Here is a 13,917-nt window from a genome sequence, read left to right on the forward strand (position 1 = left end):
AGGAGTTCCCGTGCTCAGGCGTCTTACCCGGTGGGCCGTCGCGGCCCCCGTCGCTTTAGCGCTCGTCTCGGGCCTGTCGGCCTGCGGTTCCGACGAACCGGGCACCTCGGCGTCGGCGTCTCCCGCGGCCTCGTCCGCGTCGTCGTCCGCGCTGACCGTGTTCGCGGCCGCCTCCCTCACCGAGACCTTCACCGAGCTTGGAAAGACCTTCGAGGCGGCCAACCCGGGCGTGAAGGTGACGTTCAACTTCGGATCGAGCGCCACCCTGGCGCAGCAGATCACGCAGGGCGCCCCCGCCGACGTCTTCGCCGCGGCCAGCCCGGCCACGATGAAGACCGTCACCGACGCCTCGATGGCCGCCGCGCCGACCACGTTCGTGCGCAACAAGCTGGAGATCGCGGTGCCGCCGGACAACCCCGCCAAGGTCGACGAGCTGAAGGACCTCACCGACTCCAAGGTCAAGGTGGCGCTGTGCGCCGAGCAGGTGCCGTGCGGCGCGGCGGCGATCAAGGCGCTGGACGCCGCGGGGCTGAAGGTCACCCCCGTCACACTGGAGCAGGACGTCAAGGCCACGCTGACCAAGGTCGAGCTCGGCGAGGTCGACGCGGCGCTCGTCTACAAGACCGACGTGCTGTCCGCCGGCGGCAAGGTCACGGGCATCGACTTCCCCGAGGCCGACAAGGCGATCAACGACTACCCGATCGCGCCGCTGACCAAGGCCCCCGCTCCGGACCTGGCCAAGAAGTTCGTCGACCTGGTGCTCTCGCAGCAGGGCAAGGACGTGCTGGTCAAGGCCGGATTCGAAGCCGCCTGACCTGACGTGACACGACCGCTCCCGCTCAAACCACGGAGCCGGCGCGACAGGCCCGGGACCGGGCGCGTCCCCTGGACGCTCATGGTGCTCGCCGTCGTGGGCATGGCCTTCCTGGTCCTGCCCCTCGCCGGGCTCCTCGTCCGGGCTCCGTGGTCGACGATGCCGGAGCGGCTGGCCGAGCCGCAGGTCCTGGAGGCCCTGCGGCTGTCACTGGTCACCGCGACCATCGCCACCGCCGTCTGCCTGGTGCTGGGTGTGCCGCTCGCGTGGCTGCTGGCACGCGTGTCCTTCCCCGGCAGGCGGCTGGTGCGCGCGCTGGTCACCATCCCGCTCGTCCTGCCGCCCGTCGTCGGCGGCGTCGCACTGCTGCTGGTCCTCGGCCGGCGCGGACTGGTCGGCCAGTGGCTGGAGTCCGCGTTCGGCATCTCCCTCCCGTTCACGACGGCGGGGGTCGTGGTCGCCGAGGCGTTCGTCGCGATGCCCTTCCTGGTCATCAGCGTGGAGGGGGCGCTGCGCGCGGCCGACCTGCGTTACGAGGAGGCCGCGGCCACGCTGGGGGCCTCCCGCTGGGTCGTCTTCCGGCGGGTCACCATGCCGCTCATCGCACCGGGGATCGTGGCGGGCGCCGTGTTGTGCTGGGCCCGCGCCCTCGGGGAGTTCGGCGCCACGATCACCTTCGCGGGGAACTTCCCCGGCCGGACGCAGACCATGCCCCTCGCCGTCTACCTCGCGCTGGAGACCGAACCGGATGCCGCGATCGTCCTCAGCCTGCTCCTGCTCCTCGTGTCGGTGGCGATCCTGGCGGGACTGCGCGATCGGTGGGTGACCAGCGCGTGAGCGAGAGTGAGCGGGATCCCGGGCGCGGACTGCCGCAACTGCGGGCGCACCTGGTCGTCGAACGTCCCCGGTTCCGCCTGGACATCGAGCTGGCCGCGGACGCGGGCCAGGTCATCGCGCTGCTCGGCCCCAACGGCGCGGGCAAGACGACGGCGCTGCGCGCGCTCGCCGGGCTCACCCCGCTGTCCGGTGGGCACATCACCCTGGACGGCGGTGCCCTGCACACCCTGCCGGTCGAGCGCCGCCCGATCGGCGTGGTCTTCCAGGATTATCTGCTCTTCCCGCACCTGTCCGCCCTCGACAACGTCGCTTTCGGCCCCCGCTGCCAGGGCGCGTCGAAGCACGACGCCCGCCGTACGGCCGGCGCGTGGCTGGAGCGGGTCGGCCTCGCGGAGCACGCCGCGGACAGGCCCCGCCAGTTGTCCGGCGGCCAGGCGCAGCGGGTCGCACTCGCGCGAGCCCTGGCGGTCGAGCCGCGGCTGCTGCTGCTCGACGAGCCCCTGGCCGCGCTCGACGCCCACACGCGACTGGAGATCCGGTCGCGGCTGCGGCGCCATCTCGGCGACTTCGACGGCGCAACGATCCTGGTCACCCATGACCCGCTGGACGCGATGGTGCTGGCCGACCACCTCGTCGTCATCGAGAACGGCGCGGTGGTGCAGCAGGGCCCGCCCGCCGAGGTGGCCCGCAGGCCGCGCACCGACTACGTCGCCCGCCTGGTCGGGCTCAACCTCTACCGAGGGGTGGCGGACGAGCAGCAGGTCACCGTCGGGGACGTGATCTTCAGCGTCACCGAGCGGATCCACGGCCCGGTGTTCATCGCCTTCCCGCCCTCCGCCGTCGCGCTCTTCCGTACCCGTCCCGACGGGACGCCGCGCAACCTCTGGCAGGCCAGGATCGAGGGTATTGAGCGCCACGGCGACAATGTCCGCGTCCATCTGGAGGGCCCGATCACGGCGGCCGCCGACATCACCCCGGCCGCCGTGGCGGACCTCGACCTGACCGCGGGGCAGCAGGTCTGGGCGGCGGTCAAGGCCACCGAGACCCACGCCTATCCCGCCTGACCTGACTTACGGGGACTCCTCGCCAGGGGCGCGCCGCCGGGGGCGGGCTACGTCTGCGGGCGGTCCCGGGCCCACAGCAGGTCGTCGGCGCTGACGCGCACCTCGACGACCTCGCTCACGTGCCTGCCTCCGCAGCGGTCGCCGGGGACCACGAGATGGGGCCCGTGCTCGCCCAGGTCCCGTCCGTCCATGTGCAGACCGAGCACCGCCGGGACGTTGCCGAACTCGGGATCGATCTCGCCCCAGGACAACACCGCCCGATGCCCGTCACGCCCGAGGACGGACACGAGGAATCGCAGGCGGTCCTTGCGCTCGGCGGGATCGAAGTCCGGTTCCGCCGCCCGGAGCACGTCAAGGAGCAGCGGACCCGCGAAACGGTGCCGCCGGACCCCGGACTTGCGGCACAGGAATCCGACCTCGACATCACGGCCGGGCAGCGTTCGCAGGTCGTCGACGCCGATCACCCGGGGAACTCGCAGGTCGCCGGCCAGCCGTACCTGCCCGGCGAGAGCGCCGGACGCGTCGATCGAAGCCGGTCGCATGCCGCCTCCCTCTCGTACGGATGTCCGGCCGTCCGGTCGCGTGGACGCGGACGGCCACAGCCGCCCAGATAATCTGCCCGATAGGTCAGTTCCCTACACGCATCTTCCGTCAGAATGGCATGCAGATACGAGAGTTAACGGGCTAAAGGCCTCGCATCCACACATCCGTGTGATCGTCCGGCCTCAGCCGGCGGGGGACTGATCGGCGAGGCGGTGCAGCCACTCTCGGAGCATGGTCGACTCGCCGGTGCTCAGTGCGGTCGTACCGCCCTCGAGCGCGGCCGACAGCGCGATGGCCAGAGTTCTGATCGTGGGCGCGGATCCGTCCTCCGCGGGCGCGGAGGCGTCGGTGATGAGTGCGTCGATGAGGGCCTCGCGCACCTGGTGAGAGGTCCCGAGGTCGACGTCGCCGTCCGGCCGGGCGATCAGGCTGAGCGTGACGCCGACGTTGGCGGCCGCGATCTGGCGGGCGGCCTCCGCGGGGCTGACGCGGAGCCGGCCCTCGCGGGCCACGGCGGTGAGCAGGTCGAGCAGCATGGCCTCGGCGCGGGAGGTCAAGGTGCAGGGGACTCCGGGCTCGATCTGGCCGTAGAGCAGGACGTAGAACGACGGGTGGTCCAGACCGTACCTGACGTGGTCGTCCCAGCCCCTGCGGATGCGGGCGACGGGATCGCGGCCCATCTCGCCGTCCCCGGTGTCGCCGGGTTCGCCGCCCTGGACGTACTGGGTGAAGCCGTAGTTCACGACCGCGTCGAGCAGCCCCTGCTTGCTGCCGAAATGGTGGTAGAGCGTGGGCGCCTGCACCCCCGCGCGTTCGCAGACGGCCCGGGTGGAGACCGTCTTGCCCGGAGACTCGTGCAGGAGTTGTGCGGCGGCGAGCAGGAGCCGGTCACGCGTCACGCTCGACTTGGTACGGGCACTCATATAACAAATATAGCGCTACAGGTGCTACATTCCAGCATGTAGTGCTCGTATCGGTCGATATTGCTCGAGATGACCGGCCGGGCCAGCAACGATTCAAAGGAGCCGACCATGTCGTCACCGTCTCTGCCGGAACCCGTCGCCGCGTACCTGCGCGCCAAGCGCGCCCATGACGGCGACGCCCTCGTGGCCACGCTCACCGAGGACGCGGTGATCGTCGATGACGGGAAGCGGTATCAGGGAGCGGCAGTCGTCCGGGCGTGGAACGACGAGGCGAGCAAGAAGGTCCGCGCGACCTACGACGTCAGAGACGTGGCGGAGAACGACGGCCGGACGCTGGTGTCCGTCGAGGTCGGGGGAGACTTCCCCGGCAGCCCCGTCGTGCTGAGGTTCGACTTCACCGTCGACGGCGACAAGATCTCCGCGTTGACCATCGCACTGTGACCGCGACGGCCTCGGGGAGATCGGAGCCGCAGGCCTCCACGGCGCCGCGACCCGCAGGGCCTCCAGGGCGCCGCGGCACACGCGGCGCCATGGAGGCGGAGTGGACCGCGCGGCTAGCCTGCCGCGATGCGCAGCCTGATCGTGCGGGCCTCTGGGCGAAGCGCGAACTCGGGCCACACGTCCGGGCCGCAGGCCCGTGAGCCCAGCCCGTGCTGGGCGGCATCGACGATCAGGTGACTCGCCGCCGAGTCCGGAAGCTCGAACGGGTGCCCGGCCCGTGCGATCTGCTGCGGGGTGTGGCGGCTGAGCGTGAAGCCGGGGCGGCGTCCGTGCGTGTCCGGGAGGGCCGTGATGCGCAGCACCTCGGCGCCGGTGCTCGTCAGCGTCAGCTCCCGCACTTGCGACCGGTGCCCGGTCTCCTGTGGCCGCGCGTAGTCGACGGAGAGGTCGCGGATCGTGGCGGAGAAACGGCCGGTGCGCGCCGCGCGGAGACTGTCCGGGTAGGACTCGAGCGGGCCGAGGCCGAACCACTCGGCGCCGTCCACGGGAGCCGCGCCGTCGGGCAGGTCGAACCGGATCCCGATCCGCGGCCACACCGTCAGCCAGCCCCTCGAAGGCTCGATCTCCACGCGCAACTCGAGTTCGTCGCCCACGAGCGACCAGACGGACTCCACGATCACAGACAGGGCGGAGTTCGCCGCGGAGACCTTGGAGATCGTCCGCAGGGCCGCCGCGGCGCGCTCGACGGACAGCAGTCGCGTGGTCAGCCGGTCGAGGCCGAGGCGACGCCACAGCTCGGCGTTGGAGACCCCGGGGACGCTCGCGTCGCTCTCCTTGACCTCATCGGTCGCGCCTTCGTCGTTGTCGGTCGGCGCGCGGAACAGCTCCAAGCGCGGGCCCGCCACATCGCGGCCGGCGAGGCGCACGAGAGACCCGCCGGCGAACTCGGCGATCCCCAGCGTCAGCGTTCCGTCGTTCGGCCGCCAATCGGTCTCGCGCCGGACTGCGGGCACGGGACGACGTGCCGATCGGTCCAGCTGGGCGGTCGCGATCACGTGTCCTTCGCCCGCCCACGCCGTCCCGGCCGCCAGCACCGCGTCGACGGTGAGCCACGTCTCCGAGTCCCGCGCCACCGGGATCCGCGGAAGCGGCACACGCGCCGACTCGCCTGCCGCGACGACCGGGACCTCCAGCTCCCCGGAGTCCACGAGGGTCCCGTCGTGCTCGACGCGCCAGCGGAAGCGCAGGTCAGAGGTGTCAGCCGAGTGCCGCAGGTTGGTGATCGCGACCTCGTCGCCGTCGAAGGCGAAGCGGACCGGCTGCACGACCGCCTTGAACTCGTGGAGGCTCGGAGTCGGGACGTCGTCGCTCAGCACCATCCCGTCCATGACGAAGTTGCCGTCGTGCACGACCTCTCCGAAGTCGCCGCCGTACGCGTAGTAGGGCGTGCCGTCCGGGGTCGTCGCCAGGATGCCGTGGTCGCGCCATTCCCAGACGAAGCCGCCGTGCAGCCGCGGATGCTCGTGCACGAGCGCCTCGTACTGGTCGATCGCCCCCGGCCCGTTGCCCATCGCGTGGACGTACTCGCAGAGCAGGAACGGCTTGGTGCGCTGCCTGGCGCCCTGCGCGGGCGTGCAGCCCATCAGCGGCGCGCGCGAGCCGTCGGTCCCGATCTGCTCGGTCTCGAGCACCGACGCGTACATACGCGAGTAGACGTCGGTGTATTCGCCAGCGTAGTCGCCTTCGTAGTGCACGGGCCGGCCGGTGTCGCGGGCGTGGACCCACGCCGACATCGCGGCGAGGTTGGCGCCGGTTCCCGCCTCGTTGCCGAGGGACCAGATCACGATGCTGGGATGGTTCTTGTCCCGTTCGACGGTGCGCTGGACGCGGTCCAGGTACGCCTCACGCCACGCGGGGTCGTCGCTGGGATTGCCGGCCCAGTCGAGGTCGCCGAAGCCGTGCGTCTCGAGATCGCACTCGAGGATGACCCAGAATCCGAGCTCGTCGGCGAGGTCGAGCAGCCGTGGATGCGGCGGGTAGTGGCTGGTCCGGATCGCGTTCACGTTGAACCGCTTCATGCGGGCCAGGTCCTCGCGAGCGTGCTCCTCGTCGAAGACGCGGCCGCGCTCGGGGTGGGTCTCGTGGCGGTTCATCCCGTGGAACACGACGCGGCGGCCGTTGACCAGGAACCGGTCGCCGCGGATCTTGACCGTGCGGAAACCCGCGCGCAGGGCGATGCTCTCCGCGGCCGTCGACACGGTGACGTCGTACAGGCGCGGCTGCTCGGCCGACCAGGGCTCCACGCCGCCGACCTCGAGCGGGGCGACGTCCGCCGCCGTCGCCCAGACCTGCTCGACGCCGAGTTCGGGTATGCGGAGAGTGACCGGGAACGCATCCGGGCCGGCCGTGATCTCCGTGTCGATCCGTCCGAACCCGTCGTCGAACCCGGTGCGCAGCCAGAGGTCCTCGATGCCTCCGGCCGGCCGTGCGATCAGAGTGACGTCGCGGAAGATGCCCGGCAGCCACCACTGGTCCTGGTCCTCGAGGTAGCTGGCCGCAGACCACTGGTGCACTCGTACGGCGACGACGTTGTCGCCCGGGCGCACGGACGATGTGACGTCGAACTCGTGGGCGAGCCGGCTGCCACTGGCGCTGCCGATCTCGTCGCCGTTCACCCAGACTTTGAAAAGCGACTCGACGCCGTCGAACCGCAGCACGACGCGCTCGGCGTCCGACCAGTCGGCGGGCACGTCGAAGTGGCGGCGGTAGTCGCCGGTGGGGTTGTCGTCCGGTACGTACGGCGGGTCGATCGGGAACGGGTACTGCACGTTCGTGTAGATCGGCCGGCCGTAGGCTCCGTCACCCTGGAGCACCCAGTGGGCGGGCACCGGCATGCCGTTCCAGCCGCTGTCGTCGAAGCCCTCGGCCGCGAAGTCCTCTGTCACCGGCGCCGTCGGCGACAGGCGGAACCGCCAGCTCCCATTGAGAGAAAGAGAGGGGGCGTCCGAGTGCAGCCACGAGCGGGCCGCGCGCAGCGCGCCGCGCCCTGGTGCGGTGTCCGAAACATACGCGGTGCGGTGGGAGGGCACGAGGTCACGACTCCTTCTCGATGACAGGGGATTCGAACGCCGACTGCTTTCGCCGAGCCGGGTGATCGAGAGCGGCGATGCCCTCGATCACCCGGCATCGTGCGGAGGACCTGGTATCTAGCGGACCACGATCGTCCGGATCTCCCACGGGCCGAGGGAGAGCTCGAGCCCGTCCGCCACCGGCGTCGAGGAGAGCGGACGGCCGAGCAGGTCGACCGTGGTGGCCTCGGTGAACGCGCCGGTCACCCGGACGGTCGACCCGGTGTCGCTCATCGCGGTCACCCGGACCTCGGTGCCGTCGGCGACGCGGCGGATGCTCGAGACGAGGATGTGCGCGCCTTCGACCCGCACGCCGGTCACGTCGGGGGGCAGTTGCCCCTCGGCGGGTCCGGTCCCGCGGACGACCAGCACGTCGTTGCGGAACTCCTCGGCGAGGGCGACCGCGTTCGCGCCCTGCCAGCCGGTCGCCGAGGGCACGACGGCGAACCGGTTCTCGATGCGCATGCCGAGATCCTGCGCGCCCGGCGCGGGGATCTCGGACGCCGCGGGCTCGTCCCGGAACGGATGGATGTTGACGCTGATCGAGCCGATCGCGCGCAGCAGGGTGATGGCGAGTTCGGAGCCTTCGCCGACGAGCTCGTACTCCGTGGAGTGGTCGAGCAGCACGTTGGCGGCGTCGGCCGACACGAACGTACTCGCGGGGAAGGTCGGGATCGGGTATTCGCCCCAGCCTCCCTCGGCGGTGAGCCCGCGCTCGGTGACGGCGAACTGCCCGGCGGAGGCGGACACGGCCGCGGCCTCGGGCAGCGGCACGTGGAAGCGCAGCCGGTGGTCGGCCGACTGGTTCAGGAACGACGTGGAGACGCGCACGAACGGCTCGCCGGCACGCACCTCGACGAGCGTCTCCACCGGGGTCGGCACGGTCCCGCCGCCGCGCAGGTCCCGATCCGAGGAGAGCGCGGCGGGCCATTCGTAGACGCGGGTGATCCGCATCCTCGAACGCAGCGGGCCGTTCTCGAGGAGCTCGACGACGACCTCCGCCGGCTCCGACACGAGCACGTCGTGGGCCGGGGGAGCGTAGTTGTAACTGTCGCCGCGGTCACCGCCGTCGACCAGGCGGCCGACTCCGCGCAGCACGGTGCCGTCGGCCCCGGTCACGTCCAGAGTGCCGTCGGCGGCGACCTCGACCTCGACCAGTCCGTTCGAAAGCGCGCGGTCCGTCGCCGTCGCCGGGGCGAGCGCCGCCGACAGCGCGGCCGCCTGCTCGCTCGGATCGACCCGGAAGCTCGCGAGCCCGGAGGCGGGGACGTTCACGGGCACGAGCGCGGTCGCGCGAGCCTCCTCCAGCGTCAGCACCCGCCACTCGCCCGGATGCGCGGCGGCCGCGGCGGCGACCTCCCGGCGCAGGATCAGCAGGTCGAACGGTCCGCTGGTCGGCACCTCGGCGAGGTGGAAGACGAGCGATCCCGGGGTGAGCTCGTAGTGGTCGATCAGCCGGCCGAAGAGCTCACGGCGGTGGATGCGGCGCAGCACACGCTCGAGCTGCGAGGCGTCCATGCGCTCGTCGCTGAGCACGGTCGGGGCCTCGGAGATCAGCTGCACGGGATTCGCGGAGCCGTCGGCGGCGGTCGCGACCAGCACGGTTCCCTCGGGCGGAGCCACGACATCGACCTCGACCAACGCCGTGCGCGGGGACGGCAGCGGGTTGGCGACCAGGTAGCCGTCGCTCGGCACCAGGGCGGCGGGCTCGGCGAGCGCCGCGTCCCGTACGGCCCGGGCCGCCTGGGCGGCTTCGGCGAGACGCGCATCGACCTGGTCGCAGGTCTCGTCGGTGCCGGAGCCGACGACCGAGTCGTGCGCGGACGACTCAATGATCTTGTGCCACGCGAGCGAGAGGAACGGCGAGTCGTCGCGCTTGGACCACAGAGCGTTCACCCGCTCGGCGTGGTCGACGGTGCGCTCGGCGACGGCCATCCGCTGCTTGAGCCCGAGCCGAACAGAGAGCACGCCCGGCAGGATGTTGCCGCGGACGTGGCTGCGCAGTTCGCCGGTCACCACGGCGGAGACCTCGTCGCGCACGTGCTTGCGGATGTACTCGTCGAGCGTCGCGATGGTGATGGCGCGCTCGTCGCTGGACGCGCGGCGCAGCCAGGCCGCGAGCTGCGGATCGGGCGCGTTGTGGTCCGTGCCGGCCATCGCGAGCACGGGGTCGTCACCCCACCGCTCGGCCGTCATCTCCGCGTACTCGCCGAGCGCGCGCCTGATCTGGTCGGGCACCAGCAGGACGTCGAGGCCGTTGTCGTAGCCGTCGAAGAGGAACTCGGTGCGCACCTCGGAGCCGTCGGGGGCGCGCCAGCGGAAGGCGTGACCGTCGACGGAGCCGGGGACGCCGCGCCACAGCGCCGCGTGCTCGATTCCGGCCCGGGCCAGGATCTGGGGCATCTGTGCGACGTGGCCGAACATGTCAGGGAGGTAGCCGATGGGCATCGAGCCGCCGAGCTCGGCCGCCGCCGCCCAGCCCATCTGCAGGTTGCGCACGATGGTCTCGCCGGAGCAGAGGAACTCGTCGAGCAGGATCAGCCACGGCCCGATGGCGAGCCGGCCGTCGGCGACCAGGGCCGCGACCCGATCGCGGTTCTCCGGCCGCATCTCCAGGTAGTCCTCGATCGCGGCCATCTGCCCGTCGACGGTGAACCGGAAGTCCGCGTTCGCCTCGGCCGTCTCCAGCACGGTGTCGAGGGCGGCGACAAGCCGGTGCCGGAACACCTGGAAGGGCTCATACCATTCCCGGTCCCAATGGAAATGGGGCACGAAGACGGCGGAGTTCTGCATGGAAGAAAGGACCTTCTGTTAGTCGGAGACCTGGGAGAGGGGAGCGTACGGAGTCACTTGATGGAGCCGGCGGCGAGCCCGGTGCGCCAGAACCGCTGGAGGAGGATGAACACGATGATCACGGGCACGATCGAGATCAGCGCACCGGTGATCACGGACTCCTGGAGGAGCGAGACCCGGGCGGTCTGACCGTTCCACTCGAAGAGGCCGAGCGTGATCGGGAAGAGCGACTCCTTCTGCAGCATCACCATCGGCAGGAAGAAGTTGTTCCAGATGCCGACGAACTGGAACAGGAAGATGGTCACCAGCGCCGGCGTCATCAGCTTGAGCGACACCGAGAAGAACGTGCGGAACTCGCCGGCGCCGTCCAGGCGCGCCGACTCGAGGATCTCGTCGGGGACGGCGGCGGAGGTGAAGATGCGGGCGAGATACACGCCGAACGGGCTGACGATGCTCGGCAGGAACACCGCGAGGTAGGTGTTCACGATCCCGGTCGCCGAGAACAGCAGGAACAGCGGGAGCGCGAGCGCGGTGGTGGGTACGAGTACGCCGCCGAGGATGACGGAGAACAGGAACTCCCGGCCCCGGAACTTGAACTTGGCGAGCGCGTAGCCGCACAACGCGGAGATCAGGGTTCCGACGGCAGCGCCCAGCACCGCGTAGATCACGCTGTTGAGAGCCCACCGGCCGAAGATGCCGTCGCTGCGGCCGAACAGGGTGCTCAGGTTCTCGAACAGGTTGAAGTGCGAGAACGCCAGCCCGAAGGTCGAGGCGAGGTCGCCCTGCGGCTTCGTCGCCGCGACGAGCAGGAAGTAGATCGGCAGCAGGAAGTAGATCGCCAGGAGGAACATCAGGGCCATGGCGGCCGTACGGCTGACGCGGCTTTCCCGGATCGGGGTCTGGTTGTTCACAGTCCGGCCCTCTTCGAGGTCAGTCGCATGAACCCGAAGCTCAAGACGAACGTGATGACGGCGATGACCACGGAGATCGCCGCGGCCTGCTGGTAGTTGTTCCCCGAGGCCACCGCGTAGGCGAGCATGTTCGGCGTGAACGTGCTCGAGATGTTCGAGGAGATCTGGCGCAGCACGGCCGGCTCGGCGTAGAGCTGCAGCGTGCCGATGATCGAGAACACCGTGGTGAGGATGATCGAGGGCGCGATGATCGGAACCTTGATCTTCCACGCGATCGCCCAGTTGCTCGCGCCGTCGAGTTTGGCGGCTTCGTAGAGCTCCTGCGGGATCGCCTGCAGGGCCGAGTACATGATCAGCATGTTGTAACCGGTCCAGAGCCACGTGGAGACGTTCGCCGCCGACCACAGCACGGCGCCCGGGCCGAGGAAGTCGGGCTGGAGGCCGATGGCCTTCAGGACGTCGACGACGGGGCTCAGTTGCGGCGAGTAGAGGAACGACCACATGATCGCGGCGATGACGCCCGGCACGGCGTACGGCATGAACGCCGCGATGCGGAAGAACGCCTTGAGCTTCAGCAGGGGAGTGTCGAGCAGCAGCGCCATGATCAGCGCGAGGAACAGCATGACTGGCACCTGCACGATGCCGAACAGTGCGATGCGCCCGATGCTGGACCAGAACTCGGTGTTCTGGAACACCTTCACGTACTGCTCGAAGCCGCCGAAGGTCGTGTACGACGTGCCGTACTGGCCGCCGGTACGGCGCACGGCCATGAAACTCTGCCCGATCGCGTAGCAGATCGGCACCAGGTAGAACAGCACGAACGGGAGGAAGAACGGGGTCACGAACGCGACGATGACGCCCGCCCGGGGGCCGCCGCCGTTATGACGGCGGCCCCGGGTCGCGGGCGTCACGCGGGTCGCGCGTGTTGCGATGTCAGCCATGCTGCGGTCAGTTGCCCGCCACGGCCGGGATCGCCTGGTCCTGCATCGACTTCAGCGCGGTCGCCTGGGCGGCCGAGAGCGCGTCGGTGAGCTTGCCGTCGCCGGACGCCGCCTTGGCCATCGCGTCCTGAAGCGCCAGGTTCACCGTCTTCTGCGTGGGCCCCCACGTGAAGCTGGTGTCGATGTTCTTGGACGAGTCGGCGAAGACGTCGAAGATCTTCTCGTTGTTGTAGTACTCGACGCCCGCGGAGAGCGCGGGAAGCGCCGAACCGGCCAGGGCCGCCGGGTAGAGGCCGCCCAGCTTGTTCTCCAGCGCCAGAGCCTCCGGGTCGGAGTTCAGCCAGGCGTTGAACTTGACCGACTCGTACAGGTGCGTGTTGCCCTTCATGAACGCGACGGTGGATCCGCCCCAGTCGCCGGACGCGGCGTTCGTGCCCCACGTCGGCATCGGGACGATCGACCACTTGCCCTTCTGGTCGGGCAGGTTGTCGCGGAACATGCTGTAGCCCCAGGCGGCGCCGACGTAGCTGGCGACCTGGTTCTTCTGGTACGCGGCGTACATCGGGGTCGAGCCGTTGGCGAGGTCGGTGCGGACGAGCTTGGCGTCGATCAGCTTCTGCCAGTAGTCGGCGACCTGCTTGCTCTGGTCGGACTCGACGGTGACGTGCCAGTTGTCACCGGAGTAGTTGTACATCTTGGCGCTGTTCTGCCAGAGGAGCCCGTTGAACCACTCGGCGTTGTTCGGGTCGAAGAACGTGATGCTGAGGTTGGGGTCCGCGTCGTGCAGCTTCTGCGCGTCCGCCGCGTACTCGTCCCAGGTCTTGGGGATCTCGAGGTGGTGCTTCTCGAAGATGTCGGTGCGCACGAAGAGGGCCATCGGGCCGGTGTCCTGCGGGAAGGCGAACACGCCCGTGTCGCCGAAGCTGGTCTGCGACCAGGTCCACGGCACGAACTTCGACTTGGCCGCGGTGGCGTCCGCGCAGGCCGAGACGTCCACGAAGGCGTTCTGGGTGCGCAGGAAGGGGAGCTCGTCGTAACCGACCTGGGCGAGTTCCGGCGCGTTGCCCGCCTTGAGGGCGTTGCCGATGGTGCCGTACTGGTCGTTGGAGATGTTCTTCATCTCCACCTGGATGTTCGGGTTGTTCTTGTTCCACAGGGCGACGACCTGGTCCATGCCCGGAACGGTGTTCCAGTACTGGAGGGTGACCTTGCCCTTCGCGGGCTCGCAGGGGGCCGCCGCGGCCGCGCCACCCGACGTCGGGGCGGGCGAGGAACACGCGGAGAGTGCGGCGATGCCGGCCGCCGTGGCGACGACGGCACCCGCGACGCGGATACGCATGACTGTGTTGCTCATATTTTCCTTCTGACTAGCGACCGCGCTAGACGGGTCGGCGTCGAGCCCTCAGGCAGGGGGTCCGGGATGCCGTCTGGTTGGTATGGGCGGGACGCAGCGGTGTCGGTTCAGCGTCGAGCGCCATGGCGGGTTAGCAAATCATGTTTTCTAATTGCCCGCAATACTTTG

The 13,917-nt window shown here is 70.0% G+C and carries 11 protein-coding genes; 4 read left to right on the forward strand and 7 right to left on the reverse strand.

Translation table 11 applies throughout. The annotated features are described in order from the left end of the window. The first annotated feature begins 10 nt into the window (after window positions 1–10). The 3 genes from modA to Pph01_RS33955 all read left to right on the forward strand — a co-directional run bounded on the left by modA (window position 11) and on the right by Pph01_RS33955 (window position 2,715). The gene (modA, locus tag Pph01_RS33945; protein WP_204077280.1) at window positions 11–814 is read left to right on the forward strand and encodes a molybdate ABC transporter substrate-binding protein; all 804 of its coding nucleotides are present in this window, start codon (window positions 11–13) and stop codon (window positions 812–814) included. 81 nt (window positions 815–895) lie between these two features. Beyond that, window positions 896–1,651, forward strand: a complete 756-nt coding sequence (locus tag Pph01_RS33950; RefSeq protein ID WP_204077309.1) for an ABC transporter permease — start codon at window positions 896–898, stop codon at window positions 1,649–1,651. Then, window positions 1,648–2,715 (forward strand): ABC transporter ATP-binding protein, encoded by a 1,068-nt coding sequence (locus Pph01_RS33955; protein ID WP_239117221.1) that lies wholly within the window; start codon window positions 1,648–1,650, stop codon window positions 2,713–2,715. The genes Pph01_RS33950 and Pph01_RS33955 overlap by 4 nt, the downstream gene beginning before the upstream one ends. A gap of 47 nt (window positions 2,716–2,762) precedes the next feature. Here Pph01_RS33955 and Pph01_RS33960 read toward each other — a convergent pair whose 3' ends face one another. After that, a complete protein-coding gene (locus tag Pph01_RS33960) occupies window positions 2,763–3,257 on the reverse strand; it encodes a molybdopterin-binding protein (protein ID WP_204077281.1) in 495 nt (164 codons plus the stop codon). 183 nt (window positions 3,258–3,440) lie between these two features. Further along, complete coding sequence (locus Pph01_RS33965) at window positions 3,441–4,181, reverse strand: TetR/AcrR family transcriptional regulator (RefSeq protein ID WP_204077282.1); 741 nt, start codon at window positions 4,179–4,181, stop codon at window positions 3,441–3,443. A 108-nt stretch (window positions 4,182–4,289) separates the two neighbouring features. Between Pph01_RS33965 and Pph01_RS33970 the strand changes: the two genes are divergently transcribed. After that, the gene (locus Pph01_RS33970) at window positions 4,290–4,622 is read left to right on the forward strand and encodes a nuclear transport factor 2 family protein (RefSeq protein ID WP_204077283.1); all 333 of its coding nucleotides are present in this window, start codon (window positions 4,290–4,292) and stop codon (window positions 4,620–4,622) included. A 113-nt stretch (window positions 4,623–4,735) separates the two neighbouring features. Here Pph01_RS33970 and Pph01_RS33975 read toward each other — a convergent pair whose 3' ends face one another. The 5 genes from Pph01_RS33975 to Pph01_RS33995 all read right to left on the reverse strand — a co-directional run bounded on the left by Pph01_RS33975 (window position 4,736) and on the right by Pph01_RS33995 (window position 13,749). After that, a complete protein-coding gene (locus Pph01_RS33975; protein WP_204077284.1) occupies window positions 4,736–7,711 on the reverse strand; it encodes a glycoside hydrolase family 2 TIM barrel-domain containing protein in 2,976 nt (991 codons plus the stop codon). Window positions 7,712–7,828: 117 nt separating this feature from the next. After that, on the reverse strand, window positions 7,829–10,543 hold the full coding sequence (locus Pph01_RS33980; protein WP_204077285.1) for a glycoside hydrolase family 38 N-terminal domain-containing protein: 2,715 nt from the start codon (window positions 10,541–10,543) through the stop codon (window positions 7,829–7,831). A 53-nt stretch (window positions 10,544–10,596) separates the two neighbouring features. Further along, entirely contained in the window at window positions 10,597–11,454 is an 858-nt protein-coding gene (locus tag Pph01_RS33985; RefSeq protein WP_204077286.1) for a carbohydrate ABC transporter permease, read from the reverse strand. Next, window positions 11,451–12,395: a carbohydrate ABC transporter permease gene (locus Pph01_RS33990; protein WP_204077287.1), complete on the reverse strand. Its 945-nt coding sequence runs from the start codon at window positions 12,393–12,395 to the stop codon at window positions 11,451–11,453. Before Pph01_RS33990 ends, Pph01_RS33985 begins: the two co-directional genes overlap by 4 nt. 7 nt (window positions 12,396–12,402) lie before the next feature. Next, complete coding sequence (locus Pph01_RS33995; protein WP_204077288.1) at window positions 12,403–13,749, reverse strand: ABC transporter substrate-binding protein; 1,347 nt, start codon at window positions 13,747–13,749, stop codon at window positions 12,403–12,405. Window positions 13,750–13,917: the final 168 nt, after the last annotated feature.

The sequence above is a fragment of the Planotetraspora phitsanulokensis genome (assembly GCF_016863295.1).
Classification (GTDB): Bacteria; Actinomycetota; Actinomycetes; order Streptosporangiales; family Streptosporangiaceae; genus Planotetraspora; species Planotetraspora phitsanulokensis.

Excerpts from the sequence above, each read along its gene's own strand:
- Pph01_RS33990 (WP_204077287.1), bottom strand. The coding sequence starts at position 12,395 with ATGGCTGACATCGCAACACGCGCGACCCGCGTGACGCCCGCGACCCGG.
- Pph01_RS33950 (WP_204077309.1), top strand. The coding sequence starts at position 896 with ATGGTGCTCGCCGTCGTGGGCATGGCCTTCCTGGTCCTGCCCCTCGCC.
- Pph01_RS33980 (WP_204077285.1), bottom strand. The coding sequence starts at position 10,543 with ATGCAGAACTCCGCCGTCTTCGTGCCCCATTTCCATTGGGACCGGGAA.
- Pph01_RS33960 (WP_204077281.1), bottom strand. The coding sequence starts at position 3,257 with ATGCGACCGGCTTCGATCGACGCGTCCGGCGCTCTCGCCGGGCAGGTA.
- Pph01_RS33995 (WP_204077288.1), bottom strand. The coding sequence starts at position 13,749 with ATGAGCAACACAGTCATGCGTATCCGCGTCGCGGGTGCCGTCGTCGCC.
- Pph01_RS33965 (WP_204077282.1), bottom strand. The coding sequence starts at position 4,181 with ATGAGTGCCCGTACCAAGTCGAGCGTGACGCGTGACCGGCTCCTGCTC.
- Pph01_RS33970 (WP_204077283.1), top strand. The coding sequence starts at position 4,290 with ATGTCGTCACCGTCTCTGCCGGAACCCGTCGCCGCGTACCTGCGCGCC.